This is a genomic window from Bradyrhizobium sp. BRP23 (assembly GCF_020194135.1).
Taxonomy (GTDB): domain Bacteria; phylum Pseudomonadota; class Alphaproteobacteria; order Rhizobiales; family Xanthobacteraceae; genus Bradyrhizobium; species Bradyrhizobium yuanmingense.
The window spans coordinates 117581-143261 of record NZ_JADYVW010000010.1 but is presented as its reverse complement, the minus strand read 5'-3'; the positions used below and the strand labels follow the sequence as shown (position 1 = coordinate 143261).

The following is a 25681-nucleotide window of genomic DNA, read 5'->3' as shown; positions in this document are numbered from 1 at the left end:
GGGCACGGCGGGGGACATGGGGAACCCGCAAGGGGCCGTCAATCGGGTTACGGGAGTTTAATTCGGGCGGAAGAGGGAGCGCACCGTCCTCGTGGCAACAGTTCACACCTCGATCTCTGCCGCCTCGGCCTTCAGCATCTTCTCCAGCGTCTCCAGCCGGTCGGCCTCGCGCGGCGGCTTGTCCCAGCGCAGGCGGCTGATGCGGGGGAAACGCATGGCGACGCCGGATTTGTGCCTGGGCGAGCGCTGCAATCCTTCGAAAGCGACCTCCAGCACCAGCCCCTTGTCCGCTTCGTGCACGACGTGGCGGACGGGGCCGAATTTTTCCGTGGTGTTGCGGCGGACGAAGCGGTCGATCTGCAAGAGCTCCTCGTCGGTGAAGCCGAAATAGGCTTTTCCGACCGGCACCAGCTCCTCGCCATTCTCGGTCTCGGTCCAGACGCCGAAGGTGTAGTCGGAATAATAGGAGGAGCGCTTGCCGTGACCGCGTTGCGCATACATCAACACGGCATCGATGATGTGCGGATCGCGCTTCCACTTCCACCATTGCCCCTTCGGCCGGCCCGGCAGATAAGGCGCATCGCGCCGCTTCAGCATGACGCCTTCGACGGCGTCCGCATCCTCGCCGGCGCCGGCGCTCGCAGGATCCGCGCGTGCGGCGGTCAGTGCTTCCCAGCTATCGAAGGGCACGGTAGGCGAGAGATCGATGCGGGGATCGTCGAGCTTGACGATGAATCGCTCCAGCCGCTCGCGCCGCTCGGCAAAACGCAGCTCGCGCAGATCGTTCTCGTCGTCGCCGAGCAGGTCGTAGGCACGCAGGTGAATCGGAAACTCCTTGATCAGCTTCGGCGACACGACCTTGCGGTTGAGGCGCTGCTGCAACACGTTGAAGCTCTGCACCCGGCCCTCGCGCAGGATCAAGAGCTCGCCATCGATCGCGCCCGGCAGGCGCAGCGACGGCACGAGATCCGGAAAGCTTCCCGTGATGTCCTCGCCAGTGCGCGAATAGAGCCGCGCGGTGATATGGCCGCGCTCGTCGCGCCCGGCCACCGCCTGCACGCGGATGCCGTCCCATTTCCATTCGGCGATGTAGTCGGCGGGATCGAGCGCGGCGAAATCGTTGTCCTCGATCGCATGCGCCAGCATCACCGGCCGGAACGGCGCGGGATCGCGATTGACGGGCTTGTCGCCGCGGCCTTCCAGCCAGGCGAACAGGTCGAGATAAGGCGGGACGAGCCCCGGCCAGATCAGCTCGATCTCGTGTGGGTCCTTGTCGCCGAGCGCTGCGGCCGCAGTCTTGGCAAGGCGCGCGGAGATGCCGATGCGCAAGCTCCCGGTGACGAGCTTCAGCAGCGCCCAGCGCCCGGTCTCATCGAGCTCGTCGAGCCAGCGCTCGAGCTGCCTGGGCAACTCGGTCTTGCCCAGCGTGCGCAGCGTGGTGACGACTTCGGTGAGGCTCGGCGGCGGCGGGTTGTTGTGAGCGGCGAGGGCGGCCTTCGGCCACATCAGCGCCACCGTCTCGGAGAGATCGCCGACATAATCGTAGCTCAGCCCGAACAGCACCTCATCCGTGCGTGCTGCGATGAGGTCGCGGATCAGCGCCGGCTTGGCGTGCTTGAAGCTGAGCGCGCCGGTCAGCGCAGCCAGCGCATAGCCGCGGTCGGGGTCGCCAACCTCGCGAAAATAGCCGGTGATGAGCCGCAGCTTGTTGTTGCGGCCGGGCTCATAGGCGAGGCGGTCGAGCAGCTCGGCGAAGCGGTTCATGCTTCGGCCTCGGCTTGAATCGGCGTCTCGCTCTCCTCCTCGTCGCCATAGCCGACGAGGTCGAGCGGCCGTGCCTTCAGGCCTTTGCTCCGGCACCAATGCACCAGCGCATCTTCCTGGCCGTGGGTGACCCAGATCTCGCCGGCGCCGGTCGCCGCGATGGTTGCGGTGAGGCCATCCCAATCGGCGTGATCGGAGATCACCAGCGGCAGCTCGACGCCGCGCTGCCGCGCCCGGGCGCGCACGCGCATCCAGCCGGAGGCGAAGGCGGTGACCGGATCGGGAAAGCGCCGCGTCCAGAGATCGGAGGTGGCTGAGGGCGGCGCCAGCGTGATGGTGCCGGCGAGCGCCGCCTTCTTCATGCCCTTCACTGGTTTGAGCTCGCCGAGGTCGATCCCGCGGCTCTGATAGTAATGCGTGATCGTGTCCATCGCGCCATGCAGGTAAATCGGCGCATCATAGCCGGCCTGACGCAGCAGCTTGATCACGCGCTGCGCCTTGCCGAGCGAATAGGCGCCGACGAGATGCGCGCGCTCCGGAAACAGCGCGACGGAAGCGAGCAGTTTCTTGACCTCGTCGCTCGCATCGCCATGCCTGAAGACCGGCAGGCCGAACGTCGCCTCGGTGATGAAGACGTCGCAGGGCACCAGCTCGAACGGCGCGCAGGTCGGGTCCGGCGCGTCCTTGTAGTCGCCGGAGGCGACGATGCAGGTGTCTTTGCACGAGACGGCGATCTGCGCGGAGCCCAGCACGTGGCCGGCCGGGTGAAACTTGATCTTGACGTCGCCGAGCCGGATCTCCTCGCCATAGCGGATGGCCTGGGTCGAACCGGCGAAGTTCTCGCCGTAACGCAGCCGCATCATGTCCAGCGTTTCCTGCGTCGCCAGCACCGCGCCATGGCCCGCACGGGCATGGTCGGAATGGCCGTGGGTGATCACGGCCCGCTCCACGGGGCGGACGGGGTCGATATGGAAGCCGCCGGGCTTGCAGCACAGGCCGGCAGCATTTGGCAGCAGGATGTCTTGCGGACGCATGCCTGTTATATAAGTCGAGCCATCACATCTTCGAGTCACTTACCCGTTTCGTTTCCTGGTTCCTCAATGCCGCTCCGCCTGTTCCTGACCTCCGGCGATCTCATGGCCGACCGCCGTTTCGAGTTCGCGCGTGATCTCCAGCTCAAGGGCGACCTTCCCGCCGCGGCCGACCTCCTGGAGCAGGCGATCGAGCTTGCACCTGATTTCACCTCGGCCTGGTTCACGCTCGGCGAGATTCGTCAGCAGTTCGGCGAGCGCGACAAGGCCATCGCGGCCTTTCGTGAAGCGCGGCGATGCGACCCCGGGGATCAGCACGGCGCCGGCCTGCACCTGATGCGGCTCGGCGATACCGAGATGGCGGAGATGCCCAAGGCTTACGTGCAGGCCTTGTTCGATCAATACGCCCCGCGGTTCGAGCACGCGCTGATCAACGATCTCGGCTATCGCGCCCCGACGCTGATCTTCAAGGCGGTGCTGGCGGCGCGCGTCGCCGCCAAGAAGCCTGCCTACTTCAAGCGCACCATCGATCTCGGCTGCGGCACCGGGCTCGCGGCCGCTGCCTTCGCCAAGCAGGTCGACCATTTCACCGGCATCGATTTGTCACCCGGCATGATCAAGGAGGCGCGGGCGACGAACCTCTATGCCGAACTCGAAGTCGCCGACATGATCGAGGGCCTGCGCGGCAAGGCCGACGCGAGCGCGAACCTCGTCGTGGCCGCGGATGCGTTCGTCTATCTCTCCGATCTCGCGCCGGTGCTGAGCGAAGTAAAGCGCGTGCTCGTCTCAGGCGGCGTGCTCGCCTTCACGCTGGAGACGCATGCGGGCGACGGCATCGTGCTCGGCGATGGCCTGCGTTATGCCCATTCGGCGGAATATGTGCGCGGCGCCATCGCGAAGGCGGGGATGAAGCTGCTGACGCTGGAGCCGGCCTCGCCGCGCAACGAGAACAATGAGCCGGTGCGTGGCCTCGTCGTCGTCGCCGAGAAAACTTGAGTCTAGGCGCTAACGTCTCATGATTTGAGCGTCATTGCGTCGCAAAGCTGCGACTTCCCACTTGCGAGCCGAGCTGCGATGTCAGCACAATGCGCGCATCAGGGAGAAAACAACAATGACCAAGAATCCATCGCGGCGCGATTTCAGCGCCGGCGCGCTCGCCACCATCGCCGCATCGACATTGCCCGCGCCCTACGTCTGGGCCGCGGAGAAGAAATACGATGCGGGCGCCAGCGACACCGAGATCAAGATCGGTCAGACCGTGCCGCATTCCGGCCCCGGCTCGCTCTACGGCGTGCTCGGGCGCGTCGGCGAAGCCTATTTCCAGATGCTGAACGAGAAGGGCGGCATCAACGGGCGCAAGGTCAAGTTCCTCACCATGGACGACGCCTACAGCGCGCCGAAATGCGTCGAGGCCACGCGCCGGCTGGTCGAGCAGGAGGAAGTGCTCGCATTGTACGGCTCGCTCGGCACCGCGCCGCAGACCGCCGTGCACAAATACCTGAACTCCAAGGGCGTGCCGCAGCTCCTGCTCAACACCGGCGCGTCGAAGTGGAATAATCCGAAAGAGTTCAAGTGGACGATGGCGGGCCTGCCGCTCTATCCGACCGAGGCGCGCATCCTGGCGCGGCACGTCGTCAGCGTGAAGCCGAACGCGAAGATCGGCATCCTCTACCAGAACGACGATTTCGGCCGCGACTTCCTCGGTCCGTTCAAGAAAGTACTGGCGGACGCCGGCGGCACCGCACAAGTGATCATGGAGCAGACCTACGATCTCACCGAGCCGACCGTCGATTCCCAGCTCATCAATCTCTCCAAGTCCGGAGCCGACGTCTTCTACAACATCTCGACCGGCAAGGCCTCGTCGCAGTCGATCCGGAAAGTGGCCGAGCTCGGCTGGAAGCCGCTGCACCTCCTCTCTGCCGGCTCCACCGGCCGCTCGATCCTCAATGCCGCGGGGCTCGAGAACGCCACCGGCATCGTCGCGATCCGCTACAACAAGGAGGTCGGCCTGCCCAAATGGGAGAAGGACCCGGACGTAATTGCGTTCGAGGAGCTGCGCAAGAAGTACACGCCGGCGATCGACCCCGACAACACGATCGCCTTCGCCGGCTACGGGCAGGCCGCCACGATGGCCGAGATCCTGCGCCGCTGCGGCAACGAGCTCACCCGCGCCAACGTGCTGAAGCAGGCATCGAACCTCCAAGGTTTTCACTCGCCCTATTTCCTCGACGGCGTCACCTACAGCTACACGCCCGAGGACTACACACCGATGAAGACGCTGTTCATCTCCACCTTCACCGGGAAAGACTGGGACATCTCCGACAAGCCGATGTCGGAGTAGCGAGGCGGGCCCCGTCGCCTTTTCCTTCTCCCCTTGTGGGAGAAGGTGGCGCGAAGCGCCGGATGAGGGGTATCTATCCACACGCGAGCTCGCGGAGAGAGACCCCTCACCCGTCTCGCCGCTTCGCGGCGAGCCACCCTCTCCCACAAGGGGAGAGGGTAAGACCGCACATCCACTGCAAATTAACCCAAGCGATACACAGCCTTGGCATTCACACCGAACGCCTTGTCCCGCACGCGCGGGCCGAGCCGCGCCAGGCAGGTCTCCAGCGCGGTCTTGATCTCGCCGTAGCTTCCGGCGAGCAGGCATACGGGCCAGTCCGATCCGAAGATCAGCCGGTCCTCGCCGAAACATTTTGCGGCGTGCGCGATGAACGGAAACAGCCGCTCCGCATCCCAGTCGTTCCAGACCGCCTCGGTCGCCAAGCCCGAGATCTTGCACCAGACGTTGCCGCAGGCAGCCAGCGCTGCGATGCGCTCGGCCCATTCCGCGCTCCCGCCGGCGGCAATCGGCGGCTTGGCGGCGTGATCCAGCACGAAACGCGCGTGCGGAAAGGCCTGCGCGGTTGCGACCGCGGCGGGCAGCTCGCGGCTGCGGACAAGGAAATCGTAAGCGAGATCGTGGGCGAACACGGCCGTGAGTCCGCGCTGGACGTCCTCGCGCAGCAGCCAATCCGCATCGAGCTCGTCGTGGACCTGGTGGCGGATGCCGACCAGCTTGTCGCCACCAGGCAGAGCGCGCAGCCGGTCGAGCGTCTCGCCGAGCGCCGCATCGGTGAGATCGGCCCAGCCGACCACGCCGACCACCGAGGGCGTCGCAGCCGCGATACGCAGAAACTCCTCGGTCTCCTCCAGCGCGGAGCGGCATTGCACCACGATACTGGCCTCGATGCCGTTCGCCTGGAGCAGCGGCGCGAGATCGGCCGGGCCGAAGGCACGGCGGATTGGCGCCAGCTCGTCCCCTTCCATCCAGGGATAATCGGCGCGCGCCGGATCCCAGAAATGCTGGTGTGCATCGACGATCATGCTTCAACCTCCGCCGGGAAGCGGCGCGCGCGTATCGACCAGCTTTCGTGCCCGCAGCTCCTGCCAGAATGCCGGCGGCACCGCCTTCTCGGACATCGCGATGTTGTCGGCGACTTCGGCGGCATTGCGCGCGCCCATCACGGCGACCGTCACCGCCGGATGGGCCATGCAGAATTGCAGCGCGGCGGCTTTTAGCTCGGTGCCGTGCCTGCGGCAGAGTTCGTCGAGCTCCAGCGCGCGTGCCACGAGCGCAGCATCAGCATCCTGATAGTTGAATTTCGCACTCGCCCGCGGATTGGCCAGGATGCCGCTGTTGTAGATGCCGCCGAGCAGGATGCCGATATTGCTGGCCTGGCACAGCGGAAACAGCGCATCCAGTGCGCCCTGGTCGAGCAGCGTGTAGCGGCCGGCGAGCAGGAAGCAGTCGACCGGCACGGCCTCGGCGAAGCGAGCCAGCATCCCCGACTGGTTCATGCCGGCGCCGATCGCCTTCACCGTGCCGTCCTCGCGCAGGCGCTGGAGCGCGCGGAAGGCGCCGGTGACGGCATCGTCATAGTGATCGTCGGGATCATGCACGAGCAGGACGTCGACGCGGTCGAGGCCGAGGCGCTGCAGGCTCTCCTCCACCGACCGCATCACGCCGTCATAGCTGAAATCGAACACCGGCCGCTCGCGCGGCGTGCCCTTGTAGTGCTCGTCCTCCGGCGCAGCATTGTCCGGTGCGCGCAGCAGGCGGCCGACCTTGGTCGAGATGACGTAGGAGTCGCGCCTCTGTTGCTGCAGGAAGGCGCCCAGCCGCCGCTCCGCGAGGCCGAAGCCGTAAAGCGGGGCGGTGTCGAAGAATCGGACACCGAGCGACCAGGCGCGTTCAATCGTCGCTTGCGCATCGGCATCGCTGACGGGCGAGAACAATCCGCCGAGCGGGGCTGAACCGAGGCCGATCGAGGTGACATCGAGAGCGCCGAGCCGCGACCTTTTCATTCCCATCGCCTTCCAGCAGTCGTCGTCCATTCCAAATCATCTCTCCCGCTTGCGGAAACCGCAAGCGGGAGAGGCATGCAGAAGCGCGGGGCTGGGCAGCGCTCCTACTTCAACATCTTCGCGACGTTGTCCTTGGTGACGAGATCGAGGCCGGTGTAGACGATCTCCGGCACCTTCTCGCCCTTCTTGATGGCGAGCAGCGTGTCCATCGCCTTCTCGCCCATCTCGAACGGACGCTGGCCGACCAGCGCATTGGCATAGCCGTCACGCAGCAGCTCGAGCTGCATCTTCAGCGTATCGGCGACGACCAGCGTGAACTTGCCGGAATCGATGTCCTTCTTGTTCCTGCTGGCGAAGGCCTTGAAGCCTTCGGGAGCGAACATCGGCCAGCCGCCGATCGGAACGATGGCGGCGAGATCCGGCGTTGCGGTGCGCATGTCCGTCATCTGCTGGACCGCGAGCGCGGGATCGTCGTTGCAGAAGCTCGGCGAACCCGCGACCTCGGTCCATTTCGAGCCCTTCAGCGCCTCGCGCACGCCGTCGACACGCTCGGCCAGGTTCTTTGCGCCGGGACCGCCGGAGACCATCGCGTATTTGCCGCCGTCAGGCCGCAATTTCAGCAATTCCTTGCCGAGGGCCAGGCCGAACTCCTTGTTGTTGGTGCCGATATAGGCGATGCGCTTGGAGCCCGGCGCGTCGGCATCGAAGGTGATGACCGGAATGCCGGCGGCGGTCGCCGCCTCGATCGACTTGGTCATGGCCGCGACGTCCGCGACCGAGATGGCGAGACCGTCGACCTTCTGCGTGATGAAGTCCTGGATGATCTGGGCCTGGTTCGCCGGCTCATGCTCGACCGGTCCCTTGTAGATGCACTCGATGTTGCCGAGCTCCTTGGCGCGCTTCAGGCAGCCGTCGCGCGAAAAATCGAAGAACGGATTGTTCATCGCCTTCGGCACGATGACGAAGCGGTAGTTCGCAGCAAATGCCGGCGTCGCCATCATCGCGACCGCGATGCCGGCAAGAAGCAGTTTCCTCATTGTCTCCTCCACTCTTGTTGGTGCCTATCCCCTCGAAAGCCCCCGGGAAGCGGATAGGCGACGTTTTCCTTGCCTTCCCGAGATGTCGTCATTTCAGGTCATCCGCGAGCGGACGCGGTCGACCAGCACAGCCAGAATGATGATCACGCCGACCAACGTCTGCTGCCAGTACGAGGAGACCTGGGCCAGCACGAGGCCGTTGCGGATCACCTCCAGCAGCACGCAGCCAACGATGGCCCCGAGCGGACCGCCGATGCCGCCGGCGAGATTGGCACCGCCGATCACGGCCGCCGCGATCACGTTGAGCTCGTAGGACATCGCCATGTTGGCCGGCGCCGATCCGAGCCAGCCGGAGATGATGATGCCCTGCAGGCCCGCGGCGAGCGCGCAGATCACGTAGACCTCGATCTTCACCCGCACCACCGGAATGCCGGTGAGCTCGGCCGCCTTCTCGTTGCCGCCGAGCGCAAAGACGTGGCGGCCGAACGAGGTGTGGTGCAGCACCACCGCCATGGTCAGCGCCAGGATCACGAGATAGATGAACGGCGCCGGCACGCCGAGCACGTCACCGGACGTGAGCGCATAGAAATAATCGGCGTCCGGCCCTCCCGGGAAGCTGCCGCGTCCGTTGGAGACGACATAGCCGAGCCCGCGCACGATCGAGAGCATGCCGAGCGTGGTGACGAAGGGTGACAGGCCGAGCACGGCGATGCAGAAGCCGTTAACGAGGCCGGCAATCAGCGCGGCGCCGAGGCCGGCGAGGATCGAGACAAGCAGGATCAGCCCCGGAACATTGGCGAGCACGGTCTTGCCGTCGGCCGCCATGTGCACCAGCGGCGAGCCGGGCGCCGACAGCTCGGTCATCACCATCGAGGTGATCATGGCGGAGAAGCACATCATCGATCCCACCGACAGGTCGATGCCGCCGGTGATGATCACGAAGGTGACGCCGAGCGTCGCGATGGCGATGAAGGAAAAGTTCTTCGCCACGTTCTGCATGTTGCCCTGGGTGAAGAAGTAGGGGCTGGCGAAATGCATGATCACCAGCAGCACCGCCAGCGCGAGCAGGACGTAGCCGGTCTGCGAGGCGAAGATGCCGCGCTGCCACCACCTGATCTTGCCGACATTGGTGAAGCTGATCGGGGATTCCAAGGGCATGGCCATCACGCCGCCTCCTTCGCACCGGTGATGAGGGCGGTGACCTCCTCGGGGGAGGTCTGGTGAATCGACTTGTCGGCGCGCTTCTCGCCGCGCCGCATGACGACGACGCGGTCGCATACGGCGAACACGTCGGGCATGCGGTGCGAGATCAGCATCACGGCGACGCCCTGCTCCTTGAGCCGGTGGATCAGGCCGAGCACCTGCTCGACCTGGCGCACCGAGATCGCGGCGGTCGGCTCATCCATCATTACCAGCCGCGCATTGGACAGCCGGGTGCGCGCGATCGCGACCGCCTGGCGCTGGCCGCCCGACATCTGTCTGACGAGATCGTCCGGGCGCGTCTCCGAACGCAGCTCGCCGAACAGCTCCAGCGCGCGCGATGCCATCGCCTTGTGGTCGAGCAAGGCAATCGGTCCGAACCTGCGCTTCAACTCGCGGCCGAGGAAGACGTTGGCGGCGGCCGTGAGATTATCCGCCAGCGCGAGGTCCTGGTAGACGACCTCGATGCCTACGGCGCGGGCATCGACCGGCCGGTTGAAATGCACCGCGCTGCCGGCAAAGCGCATCTCGCCATGCGTGGGACGGAAATTGCCGGCGATGATCTTCACCAGCGTCGACTTGCCGGCGCCGTTGTCGCCCATCAGGCCGACCACCTCGCCGGGCCAGATCTGCATATCGACGTCGTGCAGCGCGCGGATCGCGCCGAACTCCTTGCCGATGCCGGTGAGCTCGAGCACCGGCGTCGCGTCAGTCTTCGTCATCAGCGGCGTTTCCTCAGACATAGCGGTTGACCAGGGATTCCAGATATTCCTGCCGGCCCGAGCGCGGCTGCGGATCGAACCCGGGAGACATCGCACGGTCGGCGAGATCGGCGAGCGAGCGCTGGCCGCCGAGAATGGCGCGGCCCTCCGGGCTCGCCCAGCCCTCGTAACGTTTTGCGAGCGGCGCACTCAGCGTGCCGGCGTCGAGCATGTCGGCGGCGGCGAGGAAGGCCCGCGCACAGGCATCCATCGAGCCGACATGGGCATGGATGAGATCATCGGGATCGATCGACTGGCGGCGGATCTTGGCATCGAAATTGAGTCCACCCGTGGTGAAGCCGCCACGGTTCAGGATCTCGTGGAACACCAGCGCCAGCTCCGGCACGTTCATCGCGAACTGGTCGGTGTCCCAGCCGAGCAGATCGTCGCCGCGGTTGATGTCGAGCGAGCCGAACACGCCGAGCGCCTCGGCCAGCGCGACCTCGTGATGGAAGGAATGGCCGGCGAGGATGGCGTGGTTCTGCTCGATGTTGAGCTTGACGTCCTTGAGCAGGTCGTAGCGTTCGAGGAAACCGTAGCAGGTGGCGACGTCGAAATCATATTGGTGCTTGGTCGGCTCCTTCGGCTTCGGCTCGATCAGCAGCGGGCCCTTGAAGCCTATTTTGTGCTTGTGCTCGACGACGAGCGAGACGAAGCGGCCGAGCTGGTCGAGCTCGCGCTTGAGATCGGTGTTGAGCAGCGTCTCGTAGCCCTCGCGTCCGCCCCACAGCACGTAGTTCTGCCCACCGAGCCGGTGCGTCACCTCCAGTGCGGCACGGACCTGGCCGGCGGCATAGGTGAAGATGTCGGGATCCGGATTGGTCGCGGCGCCCGCCATGTAGCGGCGGTGCGTGAACAGGTTCGCAGTGCCCCAGAGCAGGCGGACCTTGCTCGATGCCATCTTCTGCTCGAACAGATCGGCGATGGCGTTGAGGTTGGCGACGGACTCGGCGAGCGAAGCGCCCTCCGGCGCCGCATCGACGTCGTGGAAGGTGAAGAAGGGGACGTCCAGCAGGCGGAACAGCTCGAAGGCGGCATCGGCCTTGGCGCGCGCCATCGTCATCGCGTCGGTGCCGTGGTGCCAAGGCCGCAGGAAGGTCTCGCCGCCGAAGGGATCGCCACCCGGCCAGCAGAACGAATGCCAATAGCAGACCGCAAAGCGCAAGTGATCCTCGAGCCGGCGGCCATGCACCAGGCGGTCCTTGTCGTACCAGCGGAAGGCGGGCGCACCTTCGGCCTCCTTGCCGCCGAAGGCGACGGGTGCACTTGCATCGAAGAATTTGGCTGGCGCGTTCACTTAAGGCTCCTTCAATGCGGGATAAAGCGCGCGCCATCGCCGATAGGCCTCGTCATAGGCCGCAGCGACGGACGGGCGGGGTGTGAAGCTTGCGAGCCTGCGCGGGCGCGTGCAGACGTCCGCGGGGTTCTCGCCGGTCGCGGCGAGCCGGCCGAGCCGCGCAGCGCCAAGCGCGGCGCCGACCTCGCCTTCCTCGACGCGGTGGACGGGCATGCCGAGCACGTCGGCGCAGATCTGCGCCCATAGCGGCGAGCGCGAGCCGCCGCCGACGAGATCGACCTCGCCGATCGGCCCGCTGGCTGTGCTCAGCGCCGCCAGATTGTCGCGCGCGGCAAAGGCGACGCCTTCGAGCACTGCCTGCACGATCTCTGAGCGCCCGGTCGCGCCGCGCAGACCGACGAAGGCACCGCTGGCGGCGGCATCGTTGTGCGGCGTGCGCTCGCCGTCGAGATAAGGCAGGAACTGGACCGTGCCAGGTGCATCGACGCGCTCGCCGAGCGGCGCCAGGAGCGCTGCGGCCGGCGTCTCCATCACGCCGGCCAGCCAGGCGAGCGAAGCTGCGGCCGACAGCATCACGCCCATCTGGTGCCAGAGGCCGGGCGGCGCGTGGCAGAAGGCATGCACCGCCGAAGCCGGCGCGGGGGCGAAGCGATCGGTGACGCGGAACAGGACACCCGACGTTCCCAGCGACAGGAAGGCATCGCCCGGCGCGATGGCGCCGAGCCCGATCGCGCTGGCCGCATTGTCGCCGGCGCCGCCCGCGACCACGACATTTTTCGCCATGCCCCAGCGCTGCGCGTATTCAGGCGCGAGCACCGCGCTCACCGCACTGCCCTCGACGAGGCGCGGCATGTGGTGCAGATCGAGCCCGGTGGCATGCAGCAGCAGCGCGGACCAGCGCCGCAGGCCGACGTCGAGCCACAGCGTGCCTGACGCGTCCGACATGTCCTCGACCATCTCGCCGGTGAGGCGATAGCGGACATAGGCTTTCGGCAGCAGCACCTTTGCCACGCGGTCGAAGATCTTCGGCTCGTGCCGTGCCACCCAGAGCAGCTTCGGCGCGGTGAAGCCGGGCATCGCGAGATTGCCGGCAATCGCGTGCAGCGAGGGACAGCGCCGCTCCAGCGCGGCGCATTCGGCCTGCGAGCGGCCGTCGTTCCAGAGGATGGCCGGACGCAGCGGCCGGCCGTCCTCGCCAAGCAGCGTCGCGCCGTGCATCTGACCCGACAGCCCGATGCCGCGCACCTGCGCAACCTCGCGCGGATGGCGCGCGGCGAGATCGTCGACGGCGCCGACGGCCGCATCGACCCAGGCGTCGGGATCCTGCTCGGACCACAGCGGCGCCGGGTGCGACAGCGCAAGCTCGCGCGCCGCCGTCGCGACAACCGCGCCGGCTTCGCTCACGAGCACCGCTTTCACACCGGACGTGCCGATGTCGATCCCGAGATACAAATCGTCCTCCCTTTCGCCTGCCGCGGGAGAGCGATCTTGCGTCGCTTTTCCCCGCTGGCGGTCCCGTTTCCAAGTTCAGCTGCCGCTAGGGCAGATTGTCCCGCATCACGATGTCGATCCGGATCTTCTCCTGTTCACTCAAGATCGGCTCGCCGCGGGCGAGCGCGAGCAGCACGCGGACGGCCGCGCGCGCTTCATGTCCGGGGTTCTGCGAGATCGCGGCATCCATCACGCCCTGCAGTAGCAATCGGCGGGTCAGCGCGGTGACGTCGTGTCCGACGAACACCACCTGCTTGTCACGCCCGGCCGCGCCAGAGGCCTTGTCGTTCAACGCCTTGCTGTTCAGCGCTTTGGCGACGCCCTGCGTGCCGGCGCCGACGTTGTAGAGACCGACGATGTCGCCATGCTTGCCGAGCAGCCGCGCCAGCAGCTGCTCCGAACGATCATCTTCATCGCGCCCTTCCAGCACCGGCAGCACGCTGAGATCGGGGAATTCCGTCGCCATCACCTGGTTGAAGCCGAAGATGCGCTCGGCATGGTCGCGCAGGCCCTGCGAGCCCGCGATGATCGCGACCTTGCCGGACCTCTGGCCGACCAGGCGCCCGACCAGCGCGCCGGCGGTGCGGCCCGCGGCGATATTGTCGATGCCGACATAATGGTGGCGGCGCGAGGACGGCACATCCGAGACCAGCGTCACGACCTTGGCGCCGGCATCGACGAGGTCATTGATGGCGGCGCGGACGCTCGGATGGTCCAGCGCCACCACGGCGACGCCGTCATAGTCGCCGGACAGCGCCTCGAGCGAGGCCGCGAGCGCGGCGGGCTCGAACACGTCGGTTGCGATCATCTCGACATTGAGGCGGCGGGCCGACAGCCAGCCCGCCATCTCGCCGAGATAGGCCTCGATCTGCTGCATGAACGGGTTCGAGCCCGACGGCATCACGAAGGCGAAGCGGCGGGCCCGGCCGCGCGCGAGCTCGGCGGCCGCCACATGCGGCTGGAACGAATTGCGGGCGATGGCGTCCTTGACGCGCCGGACCGTATCCGGGCGGACCCCCGGCCGGTTGTGCAGCACGCGATCGACCGTGGCGAGGCTGACACCGGCCTCGCGGGCGATGTCCTTCAGCGTCAGCACAGTCGGGGCGAGGGTCTCGGCCATGGCTGAAGGCTAGCAGAGGTGTTTTGAGGTACGCAACTCATTTGATGAGGGGATCGGTCTTTTTGCTTCCCCTTCCAGGAACGGCTTCCCCGGCGGGCCGTTGCCGGGGCGTGCGTAACGACATCACCCATGATTCCGGCGAGGGGCTGAGCCCGACGCTCGAGCGCAACATCCAGGCGCTGGTGGCGCGGCGGCGCCGCGAGCAGCAGGCGGCAAGCGGGCAGGACAAGGTCGCGGACGCGATCACGGCCTTCACCGGCAGCATGATCTTCGTCTACCTGCACCTCGCCTTGTTCGGGTTCTGGATCATTGCCAACCTGCATTGGATTCCGGGAATTCCGGCCTGGGACGAGAGCTTCGTCGTGCTGGCGATGATCGCCTCGGTGGAGGCGATCTTCCTCTCCACCTTCGTGCTGATCTCGCAGAACCGCATGACCGAGGCGGCCGACAAGCGCGCCGATCTCGATCTCCAGATCAGCTTGCTCGCCGAGCACGAACTGACCAAGCTTGCCCGCCTGCTCACCCAGGTCGCCGAGCGCCTCGAGGTCAAGCCGGACGCGGAGCGCGACCTGCAGGAGGCGGCCCGGGACATCGCCCCCGAGCGCGTGCTCGACAAGATCGAGGAGACGCGCTCCTAAGCCGATTCGTGTGCCGGCGCCGACAGGTCCAGCGTCAGGTACAGGCTGTTGGGATCCTCGACATAACCTTCGAACGGGCCGCATGCGACGAAACCGTGCGCCAGATAGAGTGCGTGCGCCGGCTTGAAATAGTCCCACGAGCCGGTCTCGAGGCTGAGCCGCGTCATCCCGCGCCCACGGGCCTCCGTGATGATGTGACGCAGCATCTGGCCGCCATAGCCGCGCCGCCGCGCGGTCTGCAGCGTGTGCATCGACTTGACCTCGCCGTGGCCAGTCGAAAGCGTCTTCAGCGCGCCGGTCGCGACCAGCGTCTCGCCGTCCCAGCCGGTCCAGAATGCGACGTCGGGTGCACGCAGGCCCGCGAGATCGAGCGCATGGGCACTGCCCGGCGCCGTCTGCGCCCGCGCAGCAGCAACGTGGTGATCGAGCAGCGCGACGACGCGCGGATCATAGGTGTCGCCGGTCCGGATCTGCATCGTGCTCGTCTCCACGCTTTGCCTTCACATCTTGCCGTAGGACGCGCCGCGCCTGACGATGATGACGTAGCGCGCGTCCTGCTTGGTTTCGTTCTCGAAGATCACGGCGCGCATCACGTCGAAATCCAGACAATCGCCCTCGCGCAGCCGCACCGCCTTGGCGTCGATATGCACGGCGATGGCGCCCTCCAGCATCAGGAGCTGCTGGGTGAAGGCGTTGCGGCCCCAGGGGCTGTAGGAGACGCGCGCGCCGGCGGGAAGGTCGACCACGATGATCTCGATGCCGCTGGCCGCATCCGGCGGCGAGGCGTGCCGCCGGCGATAGCCGCTGTCGGGGTCGCGCCAGAGCGGCTGGTCCGCCAGCCGCACCAGGCGCTCCGGCGGCTTCTCGGCGAGCGCGACGACATCGCTGAGCGTGACGTCGAGCGCCGCGCAGAGCTTGTTCAGCAGCGCCGCCGTCGCACTGCTCTGCGCCCGCTCCACCCGCCCGATCATGGCCCGGCTGACGCCGGAGCGGCCTGCAAGCTCGTTCAACGTCATGCCCGCCTGCGTCCGCAGCGTCTTCAGCCGCCGACCGATGGCGCGATCGAGTTTCTGCTGGTCCATGGGTTTCATCCGAATATGGCCCGACAGGAGGACCGCACCCCGCCAAAGCATGAGGGAGTTTAAGCCAACGAGTGGCCAATGCGGGGTCTCCAAGACCAATATATTAGAATCTTGATCCTGTTCGCGAGCGCGGCGTCATTCGCCCCTTGCTCGCCCCTGCGCGGAGGCATCGCCCATCAGCCGGTGATACTCGCGAATACAAAGGTCGAGATCGGACCGTAGGCGCTGCGCGGCTTCGATGTCGAAGTTCATATAGTTGACCGGCTCCCCTTCCGGGCCTGCATAGGCGTCGGGGCGCATTCTGAGAGCGACGAAATATTGGTCACCCTCAACGCTCTTCTTGACTCGCCATTGAAGGAAAGAGCGTGGATATCCGCCTTTGATTTCAGGCGTTTCAAACACGACGTCGCCCAGGGCCTGATTCAGGAGATTGGATTTCGCCAGAATCTTTTTGACGGATGCCCACATGGACCAACACCTTGAGGCCAGTTGCAGTTCGCCTAGCTCCGACTGCTGGATAGGATACGGCCGATGCTATCTTTTCAGGAGCTTGGAGCGGGCGAAGGGAATCGAACCCTCGTATGCAGCTTGGGAAGCTGCCGTTCTACCATTGAACTACGCCCGCGATGTGCGCTTTGCGCCCCTCTTGATTAGCCGAGACGGCGCCTGCCGCCAAGCGGTTTGGCGCGACGAGCGGGGCGGTTGTTAACGTCCTGATAAGATTCCAGGTGCGCCGGATTGTGGCGGTGTTATGATCGCTTCTCCGGGGAGAAACGTGCACTGAGTGGGGCGTGTGCATGGTGGGGCGGGCTTACGCGATATTCGATACGGCCATCGGCCGTTGCGGCATCATCTGGAGCGGCACCGGCGTGGTCGCCGTGCAATTGCCGGAGGCGCGGGAGATCGACACCCGCCGCCGGATTTTCCAGGTCCATCCCGAGGCGCGAGAGCAGCGCCCGTCCGAGAACGCCGAGCTTGCGATCGAGGGCATCACGGGCCTGCTGCAAGGTCACGATCCCGACTTCTCCGAGGTCAGCCTGGACGCCGGCGGGGTGCCCGGCTTCGACCGGCGCGTCTACGAGTACACCTGCAGCATTCCGCGCGGAGAGACACGCACCTATCACGAGGTCGCCCGGGCGCTGGGCGCCACCGGCGCGTCCTATTCCGTGGCGCAGGCGATTGCGAAAAATCCCTTCATGCTGATCGTGCCCTGCCACCGGGTGCTGGAGGCTGGCAATTACACCGACCGGCTCTCGCCCTATGGCGGCGTGATCTCCAAGCGGCGGCTGCTGGCGCTGGAAGGGGCCCATCCCATCGCCAGCAAGACGCTGTTCGAGGTGCTGCTGCCGGTTGCTCCGCCCCGCGCGCCTACCTAAATACGCGGGATGCACGCCACCACGTTCCTGACGACGCCCTCGATCACGGCTTCCGAGTTTCGCTGCGATGCGGGACCGGACGACAGGCCGTTTGCGGAATGCCGCACCGGCCATTCCATCGCCTATGTGCGCTCCGGCAGCTTCGGCTGCCATTGCCGCGCCGGCTTCTTCGAGCTGGTGGCGGGCTCGATGCTGATCGGCGCCCCCGGCGAGGAATACACCTGCACGCATGAGCACGTGTCCGGCGACGTCTGCCTCGGCTTCTTCTTCAGCGAGGACCTGGTCGACGCCCTCGGCGGGCGGCGCGAGGTCTGGCAGATCGGCGCAACGCCGCCGCTGCCCGAGCTGATGGTGCTGGGCGAGCTGGCCCAGACGGCAGCAGAAGGCAACAGCGATCTCGGCCTCGACGAGATCGGCCAGATCCTGGCCGGCCGTTTTGTCGACGCCGTCTCGGGCAAAGCGCGCAAGCCGGCCACTCCCACCGCACGCGACCGCCGCCGCGCGGTGGAGGCCGCGCTGTGGATCGACGACAACTCGCATGCCGAGCTCGACCTCGAGCAAGCAGCCAAGCAGGCGGGATTGAGCCCGTTTCATTTCCTGCGGCTGTTCTCGGCCGTGCTCGGTGTCACCCCGCATCAATATCTGGTGCGCTCCCGGCTGCGCCACGCGGCACGGCTGCTCGCTGACGAGGACATCGCCGTCACCGATATCGCCTATGACGTCGGCTTCGGCGATCTCTCCAATTTCGTCCGCACCTTCCATCGCGCCGCCGGCGTGTCGCCGACCAAGTTCCGGCAGGCGTCGAAGGGGGAGCGCAAGATTCTCCAAGAGCAGCTTGCCCTCAACTGACTAGGGTCGTCTCCGGCGCGTGCCCTTCGCGGCACGCTTCTTCGCAATGGAGACGAACATGTACGACCACATCGGATTGCGCGTTGCCGACCTCGACGCCGCCACGCGCTTCTACAGCGCGGTGCTGGCGCCGCTCGGTTTTGTCCTGTGCTCGAGCGGCGACGGTTATGCCGGTTTCGGGCCGAAGGGCGAGCCGGCGCTGTGGCTGCACCTGAACAAGGGCCGCAAGGCAGATGGTGCGCATATCGCGTTTCGCGCCAAGGATCACGACGCAGTCAAGGCGTTCCATAGCGAAGGGCTGAAGAGCGGCGGTCGCGACAATGGCGGCGCCGGCCCACGCAGGGATTACAGCCCGACCTACTACGCCGCGTTCCTGATCGACCCTGATGGCAACAATGTCGAGGCGGTTTGTGTGTGAGCGCTAGCCACTCGCTCCGTCATTGCGAGATCGCGTAGGGTGGGCAAAGCGTAGCGTGCCCACCAATTGCTCGCGACAACGCCCGATGAATGGTGGGCACGGCGCGCGAAGAGCGCGCCTTTGCCCACCCTACGCATTCCAGGAGAGATCATGGCCTCCATCCACAACGACATCTCCCTCCCCGCCTCCGCGCGCGACGTCTGGGACGCGGTGCGCGATTTCGGCGCGCTGCATCGGCGGCTGGTGCCGGGCTTCGTCACCGCGTGCACGCTCGACGGCGATGCGCGCATCGTCACCTTTGCCAACGGCTCGGTCGCGCGCGAGGTACTGGTCGATTGCGACGATACGCGGCGGCGCCTCGTCTATGCCATCAGCAACGAGCGGCTGAGGCATTACAGCGCCTCGGTGCAGGTCATTGCCGAGGGCGAGGCGAGCTGCCGTCTCGTCTGGATCATCGACATGCTGCCGAACGAGCTCGCGCCTTACGTTCAGGGGCAAACCAAGGAGGCGGTGGCCGCCATGCACAAGGCGTTTCCGCCCGCTTCGGCCTGATCATTCACTGTGAGTTGTCTCACAGAAGCCCGTCCTCGACCGCCCTAACCATGCCCCTCGTGCGTCCGGTCGGCTCCGCTCTCCCGGCGGCGCCACGCACGCGAGGAGCATGCCATGAGAGGTGCGGACAAGGTGATCTGCCAGGCGGCCGCGGTGCTGCTGCTGTTTTCAATCTCGAGCGTGCCGGCAAAGGCGCAATTCCTCGGCGGCGGAGGAGCCGGCGGCGAGGACATGATGACCCAGATGGCGCCGATGCTGGAGATGATGAAGGCGAAGATGGGCAAGCGCCGCTTCGCCATGCTGATGCAGACCATGGGGCCGATGATGAGCCGCATGATGGAGAACGGCGGCGGCGGGCTCGGCGGCTTGATGGGCGGCGGCAATTTCGGCGGCGGATTGGGTGCACCGAGCTACGGCGGCTACACGCCGATGGGCGGCGGCACCATGCCGGTCGGGATCGGCAGCATGGGCGGCGGCGACATCATGGGCATGCTCGGCGGCAGCGGCGGCAGCGACATGATGGCGATGATCCCGCAATTGATGCGTCTCGCCAATACCGGCGGCGGCCATCGCCGCCACAAGCGTCGCTAGTCCGCAGCCGAAAGCGCCGGCTTGATCGCAGGCTTCGTCTCGCGCGGTCCCCAGCGTGTCAGCACGACGCTGGAGCACGACAAGAGGCCGAGCACGACCATCGAGCTCGCGGCGAGCCAGAAGAAGCTCTGCGCGCTGGCGCCGTGCCTCGACAGCCACCAGCCGATTCCGGCGATGTAGATCAGCCGCGCGGTCTGCGCCAGCACGGGCCCGATCACCTTGGCCGCGCCTTGCGAGGAGAAATACATCGTCGTTGCCAGGCCGAAGAAGGCGTAGAACGGCCCGACCGTCGAAAGATATTGATGGCTCGCCGCGCGCACCGCCACACTGTCGGTGAACATGTTGACCCAGAGATCGGGGAAGATCGCAACGAGGCACGCCGGCACGCCGACCGCCACGAAAGCAGCAACGCTGGCGGTCCAGGCGATGCGCCGGGCCCGCGCGATGCGGCCGGCGCCGATCGCCATCCCGACCATCGGCACGCAGGCGATGCCGAACGAGAATGCGATCGAGGTCAGCAGGAATTCGAGCCGCGCGCCGACGCCGTAGCCGGCGAGGATCGCAGTGCCGAACTGCGCCAGCATGTGCGTGAAGATCGAGATCGTCAGCACCGATTGCAGCGGCGAGAAGCAGGCGATGGCGCCGACCTTGAGGATGTCGAAGAACATCGCCCATTGGATGCGCAGGCCGCGCAGCTTCAGCGTGATCCGCGCGCGGCCGGAGAACAGGTACCAGCTCATGATGCCGATGTTCATAGTGTAGGCGATCAGCGCGCCGGCGGCGACGCCGCGCATGCCGAACTGCGGCACTGGCCCGAGCCCGAGACCGAGCGTGCCGCCGAGCACGATCTGCCAGGCCGCGGAGTTGAGGATCAGGAACGACGGCAGCTTCATGTTGCCGGTGCCGCGCAGGATGCCCGCCATGGTGTTGAGCAGCCAGGGCAGCACGGCGCCGCCGAAGAACACCTGCGTGTAGGCGATCGCATGCGTCAACACATCGCCGCGGCCGCCGAGCATCTCGAGCAGCCTCGGCCCGAAGATCAACACGCCCAGCATGAAGACGAATCCGAAGCTGATGCCGATAAGCATCGCGTGCACGGCCAATGTGCCGGCGCGCTCGCGATTGCCGGCGCCGAGCGCACGCGCGATGGCCGAGGCCACCGCGCCGCCCATGGCGCCGCCGGACATCGTCATGGTCAGAATGATCGTCGGAAACACCAGCGCCATCGCCGCCAGCGCCTCGACGCCGAGCCGGCCGACATAGGAGGTCTCGGCGATCACCACGCAAATGCCGGCCGACAGACCGATCGCGTTCGGCCAAGCGAGCGAGAGCAGCGTCCGCAGGATCGGCCCATCCGTCAGAGCGCTTCTGATCGGCGCCGGAGGCGGCGGCAGCGGGCGCTCTTGCTCATCGACCGGGATTTCGGCGATGTCGGACATGTCCTCTCCCGGGCGCAGGCGCCGTTTGCAGCGCAGCAATCACTTGGTGTGCCAATGGCGTCGTTCGCGCGAATGGCGCGGCTGAGGCGTGTTAGCACGGCGTGCTCCGATTCTGCCTGCGCCCGATGCAGGCGTGCCCTGCGGCAGCGCATTTCAAGCGGTGGAATTCGTTCTTCTCCCTCTCCCCGTTCTTACGGGGCCGCGACGAGCCTTGCTCGCGCCGAGAGCGTCGGGGTGAGGGGCTCTATCCGCGAAGACGGCGAGAGCTGGACTCGCGGAGACTCCCCCTCACCCCGGATTGCATCTTCGATGCAATCCGACCTCTCCCTGCAAGCGGGGCGAGGTGAAGTCCGTTGCGGCCGTCGCCTAACCGATGGTCCACACCAGCGGCGGGCGCCCGCCTACCGCGGTGCGCATCTGCACGCCGATATGCCGTCCGCAGCCTGCGGCGAGACCCTCAAACAATCCCTCCAGCACCTTCGCGCAGGCGCGATGATAATCGGCGATGTCGTCCATCAGCTTCCAGCTCTGCTGCCGGATCTCGAACGTGCCTTCCGATTGCGTAATCTCGGCCGCATCATCCTGCGCGGCGAGCAGCGCGTTCAGGAACGATGCGAATTCTCGCGCGCCGCCGCGGGTCGTCGCCAGCGCCGCGGCGACCTCGTCGAAATATTGCATGCCGATCAGCTTGCCGGTGAGGTGCAGCAGATAGCCGGCATCCTCCGGACCGAACAGCTGCACCATCACGGGCGCGGCAGTGCGGACATATTCCATCGCGTAATTGCGATAGGCCTTTTCCAGCCGCGGTCTTGGCCAGCTCGCGACCGGCAATGCGGGCGCCGTCGTCGCATCGAACAAAGGCGCCTCCAGGTGCCGCGCGAACACCAGGCGCTCGTCGAGCTCGAGCGGATGGTCGTAAAGATGGTAATAGCCTTCGAGCCCGTCCTGGCCGTCGACGCTCTGCTTGGTGCAGACGAAGCCGAGCCTGAGATTGCCGAGCGCAACTCCGTTGTTGGCGTGCCAGCCGCGCAGCATGGCGCGGGAGACTTCGCCCGGCACACCACAGATCGCGGTGCCCTTCCAGATCCAGCGCGGCGGCGGATAGCGGATCCAAGCCTTGGTGTCGCTCTCGTACATGTATTCGACATGCACGCCGCCGATCCAGTTGGAGAGATAGTGGTATTGCGCAGCCGCGACCGCCGGCGGCAGATGGTCGATCCCGAGCTTGCTGAGCCCCGGCAGGAAACGCTCCTGCTGCTGGCGACGAAACACGCGGAAGACGAATTCTGCGGCATCCGCCGTGCCGCGGCGCGTGACGACGGTGAGGATCAGCCCGGTGAAGTAAGCGTGATAGAGATCGGCGACGGCGCGCCAGCGCTTCCATTGCGCGTGCTGCGCGAGGTCTGGTGCGATAGTCATGTTCGCTCCCTGATCATGGTTTTGATCGAGTGTGTCACCGCCGCCGGTGACAGGCAACATGACGCGCGTGCAGGCCTCCCTGCGCGGCTTTCCGTCAATTCCGCATCACGAATTTTGCGCCGCCTTGGCCGCCCGTTCGCGCTCAACGCGCTCCGTGACGTCGCGAGCCATCGCCACCGATCCCTGCACCGCGCCATCGTTGTCTCGCACCAATGCGAAGGTCATCTCGATGTAGAGCTTGCGCCCGCTCTTGTGCAGCGCGCGGGTCAGCGTCGGCTTGCCCGCAAGCTTCATGGTGCCGCTCGCGAGCGCGGCGTCGAAGCCTTTCCAGTGCGCGGCGCGAAGATGTTCGGGAATGATCAGATCGAGGTTCTGGCCGAGCGCTTCGTCGGCCGTGAAGCCGAACAGCGCGGTCGATGCGCGATTCCAGCGTGTGATCGTGCCGGAGCGATCGGAATAGATCAGCGCGTCCGCGACGTCGTTGATGATCTGTGCGTCGAGTTGGGATGGCTCAATCATGTCACCACCTTGTAGCCCGGATGGAGCAAAGCGTAATCCGGGATCGCGCCACAAGTGAGACCTTCCCGGATTACGCTTGCGCTCCATCCGGGCTACAGGATCGGGCTACACCCGAAAATGCTTCGAGAGCTTGAGGCCTTGCGCCTGGTAGTTGGAACCGATGCGCTGGCCGTACACCGCGTCGGGGCGGGCCAGCATCTTCTCGTAGACGAGGCGGCCGACGATCTGACCGTGCTCGAGGATGAACGGCACCTCGCGCGAGCGCACCTCCAGCACGGCGCGCGATCCCAGCCCGCCAGCGCCGGCATAGCCGAAACCGGGATCGAAAAAGCCGGCATAGTGCACGCGGAATTCGCCGACCAATGGATCGAACGGCACCATCTCCGCGGCGTAGTCGGGAGGCACCTGCACCGCTTCCTTGGAGGCGAGGATGTAGAACTCGCCGGGGTCGAGGATCAGGCTGCCGTCGGGACGCGCCGAGATCGGCTCCCAGAAATCCTCCACCGCGTAGCCCGCGCGGCGGTCGACATCGACGACGCCGGTGTGGCGCTTGGCGCGATACCCGACGAAGCCGCTCGCCTTCTCGCCGGAGAGATCGACCGAGACGGCAACGCCGCCCGAGAGATCGGCATGGTCGATGTCGACGAGACGCTCGCTGGCGTGCAGCGCATCGAGCTCGTCGGCATTGAGGATGGCATCGCCGGTGCGGAAGCGCACCTGGCTGAGACGCGAGCCCTCGCGCACCAGCACAGGAAACGTCTTCGGGCTGATCTCGGCGTAGAGCGGGCCGTGATAGCCGGCGCCGATCATGTCGAAGCGGCGGGTGCCGTCGGCGATGACGCGGGTGAAGACGTCGAGCCGGCCGGTCGAGCTCTTCGGATTGGCGGCAGCGACGATCTCCGGCGGCAGCGCGAGGCTCTCGAGCAGCGGCACGATGTAGACGCAGTTGGTCTCGAGCACCGCGCCGTCGGCGAGGCTGAACTCGTGCAGCTTCAGCTCGTCGATGCGCTCTGCCACGGTGGCACCGGGCCCGGGGAGGAAGCTGGCGCGGACCCGATAGGCGATGTCGCCGAGGCGCAGATCGAGGCTCGCCGGCTGGATCTGGCTCTCGACGAAGTCGTAGGTGGGCAGGATGAGACCTTCTTCCGCCATCGCCGCGATCATGCGGTCGGGCAGGATACCATTGGCGTCGGCGGCGACCGTGAACGTCAACCGGGGGTCCTCATCAGGGGCCGAATGCATCCGGACATGCCGGAAATACAAGTCTTTTACGGCTATCCGATGGACGCCTTGACGGAAAGGGCATTGCGGAATATGAGCATCACTTATCCCGTGGTGATTTGAGCCGGCCGGCTTGCAGCCACGTTAAATAAGTCGCTAAACAGGCCGGGGACCTCTGTGATCCCGGCCCGTGGAGATATCCAGGCCGGTTTTTTTGTGACCGTTTTCGCCTCGACGGTCATGTCGGAGAGGGTCCTATGTCGAAGTCGTCTGCTGCCTATCGCCCCGAAACCCGCCTGGTCCATTCCGGCACCCTGCGCTCGCAATATGGCGAGACCTCGGAGGCGCTGTTCCTGACGCAAGGCTATGTCTACGCCAGCGCGGAGGAGTGCGAGGCGCGCTTCAAGGGCGAAGATCCCGGCTTCATCTATTCGCGCTATTCCAACCCGACGATTGCAATGTTCGAGCGCCGCATGATCGAGCTCGAAGGCGCCGAGGCCGCGCGCTCGGCGGCAACCGGCATGGCGGCGGTGACGACCGCGATCCTGGCGCCGCTCAAGGCCGGCGATCACGTGGTCGCCTCCCGTGCGCTGTTCGGCTCCTGCCTCTACGTCATCCAGGACCTGTTGCCGCGCTACGGCATCGAGGCCACGCTGGTCGATGGGCTCGATCTCGACCAGTGGCAGCGGGCGCTGAGGCCCAACACCAAGACGTTCTTCCTGGAGAGCCCGACCAACCCGACGCTGGACGTGCTCGACATCCCTTCGATCGCCGAGATCGCGCACAAGGGCGGCGCGCGGCTCGTCGTCGACAACGTGTTTGCAACCCCGATCTGGCAGAGCCCGCTCGCGCTCGGCGCCGACGTCGTCGTCTACTCCGCGACCAAGCACATCGACGGCCAGGGCCGCTGTCTCGGCGGCATCATCCTGTCCTCCGAAGCCTTCATCGCCGAGCACATCCACAATTTCATGCGCCAGACCGGCCCGTCGATTTCGCCGTTCAATGCCTGGGTCCTGCTCAAGGGCCTGGAGACGCTGGGCGTGCGCGTGCGCGCGCAGACCGACAATGCCGCGCGCATCGCCGAGGTGCTGGCGAGCCATCCCAAGATCTCGCGACTGGTCTATCCCGGCCGGGCCGATCATCCGCAGGCGGCGCTGGTGAAGAAGCAGATGCGCGGCGGCTCGACGCTGGTCGGCTTCGAGGTGAAGGGCGGCAAGGCGGCGGCCTTCCGTGTGCTCAACGAATTGAAGCTTGCCAAGATCTCCAACAATCTCGGCGACGCCAAGAGCCTCGTCACGCATCCGGCGACGACGACGCATCAGCGCCTCAAGCCGGAGGACCGCGCCGCGCTCGGCATCAGCGAGGGCTTCATCCGCTTCTCGGCGGGGCTGGAGCACGCGGATGACCTGATCGAGGATCTCACCGCGGCGCTGGAAAAGGCGTGAGGGAAGCGAGGTCTCGTAGGGTGGATTAGCCGAAGGCGTAATCCACCTCTTCTGCATTCGCGGAGATAGACAGCGGTGGGTTAC

General features: G+C 66.2%; 26 protein-coding genes, 1 tRNA gene and 1 riboswitch. Of the genes, 9 read left to right on the top strand and 18 right to left on the bottom strand.

Annotated features, from left to right (window positions below):
• Window positions 1–102 precede the first annotated feature (102 nt).
• Both I6F24_RS25980 and I6F24_RS25975 read right to left on the bottom strand, forming a co-directional pair.
• Window positions 103–1764: an ATP-dependent DNA ligase gene (locus I6F24_RS25980; protein ID WP_225152094.1), complete on the bottom strand. Its 1662-nt coding sequence runs from the start codon at window positions 1762–1764 to the stop codon at window positions 103–105.
• Window positions 1761–2798 (bottom strand): ligase-associated DNA damage response exonuclease, encoded by a 1038-nt coding sequence (locus I6F24_RS25975; RefSeq protein WP_036020502.1) that lies wholly within the window; start codon window positions 2796–2798, stop codon window positions 1761–1763. Before I6F24_RS25975 ends, I6F24_RS25980 begins: the two co-directional genes overlap by 4 nt.
• A 66-nt stretch (window positions 2799–2864) precedes the next feature.
• Here I6F24_RS25975 and I6F24_RS25970 point away from each other — a divergent pair, with 66 nt between their 5' ends.
• Window positions 2865–3791 carry a methyltransferase domain-containing protein gene (locus I6F24_RS25970; RefSeq protein WP_225152092.1) on the top strand — a complete coding sequence of 309 codons (927 nt, stop codon included), beginning with the start codon at window positions 2865–2867 and terminating at the stop codon, window positions 3789–3791.
• Window positions 3792–3906: 115 nt separating this feature from the next.
• Window positions 3907–5136, top strand: a complete 1230-nt coding sequence (locus I6F24_RS25965) for an ABC transporter substrate-binding protein (RefSeq protein WP_128265970.1) — start codon at window positions 3907–3909, stop codon at window positions 5134–5136.
• A 182-nt stretch (window positions 5137–5318) separates the two neighbouring features.
• Here the strand turns inward: I6F24_RS25965 and I6F24_RS25960 are convergent, their stop codons facing one another.
• From I6F24_RS25960 to I6F24_RS25925, 8 genes are all read right to left on the bottom strand, one after another.
• On the bottom strand, window positions 5319–6161 hold the full coding sequence (locus I6F24_RS25960) for an amidohydrolase family protein (protein ID WP_225152090.1): 843 nt from the start codon (window positions 6159–6161) through the stop codon (window positions 5319–5321).
• A 3-nt stretch (window positions 6162–6164) separates the two neighbouring features.
• The gene (locus I6F24_RS25955; RefSeq protein ID WP_225152218.1) at window positions 6165–7142 is read right to left on the bottom strand and encodes an aldo/keto reductase; all 978 of its coding nucleotides are present in this window, start codon (window positions 7140–7142) and stop codon (window positions 6165–6167) included.
• Window positions 7143–7246: 104 nt separating this feature from the next.
• The gene (locus I6F24_RS25950) at window positions 7247–8179 is read right to left on the bottom strand and encodes a sugar-binding protein (RefSeq protein WP_057028437.1); all 933 of its coding nucleotides are present in this window, start codon (window positions 8177–8179) and stop codon (window positions 7247–7249) included.
• A gap of 93 nt (window positions 8180–8272) precedes the next feature.
• Window positions 8273–9343 carry an ABC transporter permease gene (locus tag I6F24_RS25945; RefSeq protein WP_192893049.1) on the bottom strand — a complete coding sequence of 357 codons (1071 nt, stop codon included), beginning with the start codon at window positions 9341–9343 and terminating at the stop codon, window positions 8273–8275.
• Window positions 9343–10101, bottom strand: a complete 759-nt coding sequence (locus tag I6F24_RS25940; protein WP_225152088.1) for an ATP-binding cassette domain-containing protein — start codon at window positions 10099–10101, stop codon at window positions 9343–9345. The genes I6F24_RS25945 and I6F24_RS25940 overlap by 1 nt, the downstream gene beginning before the upstream one ends.
• 13 nt (window positions 10102–10114) lie before the next feature.
• Complete coding sequence (gene xylA / locus I6F24_RS25935) at window positions 10115–11437, bottom strand: xylose isomerase (RefSeq protein ID WP_036020473.1); 1323 nt, start codon at window positions 11435–11437, stop codon at window positions 10115–10117.
• Window positions 11438–12889, bottom strand: coding sequence for a xylulokinase (gene xylB, locus I6F24_RS25930; protein WP_225152086.1), 1452 nt, complete (start codon window positions 12887–12889; stop codon window positions 11438–11440).
• Between the two features lie 85 nt (window positions 12890–12974).
• Window positions 12975–14048 (bottom strand): LacI family DNA-binding transcriptional regulator, encoded by a 1074-nt coding sequence (locus I6F24_RS25925; protein WP_225128498.1) that lies wholly within the window; start codon window positions 14046–14048, stop codon window positions 12975–12977.
• Window positions 14049–14158: 110 nt separating this feature from the next.
• Here I6F24_RS25925 and I6F24_RS25920 point away from each other — a divergent pair, with 110 nt between their 5' ends.
• Window positions 14159–14686, top strand: a complete 528-nt coding sequence (locus I6F24_RS25920; RefSeq protein ID WP_036020463.1) for a DUF1003 domain-containing protein — start codon at window positions 14159–14161, stop codon at window positions 14684–14686.
• On the opposite strand, the gene I6F24_RS25915 is transcribed toward I6F24_RS25920, so the two are convergent.
• The 4 genes from I6F24_RS25915 to I6F24_RS25900 form a co-directional block, all read right to left on the bottom strand.
• Window positions 14683–15162 carry a GNAT family N-acetyltransferase gene (locus tag I6F24_RS25915; protein WP_225152084.1) on the bottom strand — a complete coding sequence of 160 codons (480 nt, stop codon included), beginning with the start codon at window positions 15160–15162 and terminating at the stop codon, window positions 14683–14685. The genes I6F24_RS25920 and I6F24_RS25915 overlap by 4 nt on opposite strands.
• Window positions 15163–15186: 24 nt before the next feature.
• On the bottom strand, window positions 15187–15768 hold the full coding sequence (locus I6F24_RS25910; protein ID WP_074447667.1) for an XRE family transcriptional regulator: 582 nt from the start codon (window positions 15766–15768) through the stop codon (window positions 15187–15189).
• A gap of 135 nt (window positions 15769–15903) precedes the next feature.
• Window positions 15904–16236, bottom strand: coding sequence for a hypothetical protein (locus I6F24_RS25905; RefSeq protein WP_225152082.1), 333 nt, complete (start codon window positions 16234–16236; stop codon window positions 15904–15906).
• A gap of 83 nt (window positions 16237–16319) precedes the next feature.
• Window positions 16320–16393, bottom strand: a tRNA-Gly gene (locus tag I6F24_RS25900).
• A gap of 172 nt (window positions 16394–16565) precedes the next feature.
• Between I6F24_RS25900 and I6F24_RS25895 the strand changes: the two genes are divergently transcribed.
• From I6F24_RS25895 to I6F24_RS25875, 5 genes are all read left to right on the top strand, one after another.
• Window positions 16566–17144 (top strand): methylated-DNA--[protein]-cysteine S-methyltransferase, encoded by a 579-nt coding sequence (locus I6F24_RS25895; protein WP_225140688.1) that lies wholly within the window; start codon window positions 16566–16568, stop codon window positions 17142–17144.
• Between the two features lie 9 nt (window positions 17145–17153).
• On the top strand, window positions 17154–17993 hold the full coding sequence (locus I6F24_RS25890; protein WP_225152080.1) for a helix-turn-helix domain-containing protein: 840 nt from the start codon (window positions 17154–17156) through the stop codon (window positions 17991–17993).
• Window positions 17994–18051: 58 nt separating this feature from the next.
• On the top strand, window positions 18052–18411 hold the full coding sequence (locus tag I6F24_RS25885; RefSeq protein ID WP_035996395.1) for a VOC family protein: 360 nt from the start codon (window positions 18052–18054) through the stop codon (window positions 18409–18411).
• Between the two features lie 150 nt (window positions 18412–18561).
• Window positions 18562–18963, top strand: a complete 402-nt coding sequence (locus I6F24_RS25880) for an SRPBCC family protein (RefSeq protein ID WP_036020433.1) — start codon at window positions 18562–18564, stop codon at window positions 18961–18963.
• Between the two features lie 114 nt (window positions 18964–19077).
• Window positions 19078–19554: a hypothetical protein gene (locus tag I6F24_RS25875; RefSeq protein ID WP_036020431.1), complete on the top strand. Its 477-nt coding sequence runs from the start codon at window positions 19078–19080 to the stop codon at window positions 19552–19554.
• Here the strand turns inward: I6F24_RS25875 and I6F24_RS25870 are convergent.
• The 4 genes from I6F24_RS25870 to I6F24_RS25855 all read right to left on the bottom strand — a co-directional run bounded on the left by I6F24_RS25870 (window position 19551) and on the right by I6F24_RS25855 (window position 24143).
• Complete coding sequence (locus I6F24_RS25870; protein ID WP_036020448.1) at window positions 19551–20993, bottom strand: MATE family efflux transporter; 1443 nt, start codon at window positions 20991–20993, stop codon at window positions 19551–19553. The genes I6F24_RS25875 and I6F24_RS25870 overlap by 4 nt on opposite strands.
• 366 nt (window positions 20994–21359) lie before the next feature.
• Window positions 21360–22412 carry a hypothetical protein gene (locus tag I6F24_RS25865; RefSeq protein ID WP_225152078.1) on the bottom strand — a complete coding sequence of 351 codons (1053 nt, stop codon included), beginning with the start codon at window positions 22410–22412 and terminating at the stop codon, window positions 21360–21362.
• A gap of 105 nt (window positions 22413–22517) precedes the next feature.
• Window positions 22518–22931 carry a PAS domain S-box protein gene (locus I6F24_RS25860; protein ID WP_035996379.1) on the bottom strand — a complete coding sequence of 138 codons (414 nt, stop codon included), beginning with the start codon at window positions 22929–22931 and terminating at the stop codon, window positions 22518–22520.
• 105 nt (window positions 22932–23036) lie between these two features.
• A complete protein-coding gene (locus I6F24_RS25855) occupies window positions 23037–24143 on the bottom strand; it encodes a 2'-deoxycytidine 5'-triphosphate deaminase (protein ID WP_036020430.1) in 1107 nt (368 codons plus the stop codon).
• Between the two features lie 110 nt (window positions 24144–24253).
• Window positions 24254–24333: riboswitch (SAM riboswitch) on the top strand.
• Between the two features lie 76 nt (window positions 24334–24409).
• Here I6F24_RS25855 and I6F24_RS25850 point away from each other — a divergent pair.
• Window positions 24410–25597, top strand: coding sequence for an O-succinylhomoserine sulfhydrylase (locus I6F24_RS25850; protein ID WP_036020428.1), 1188 nt, complete (start codon window positions 24410–24412; stop codon window positions 25595–25597).
• Window positions 25598–25681 lie beyond the last annotated feature (84 nt).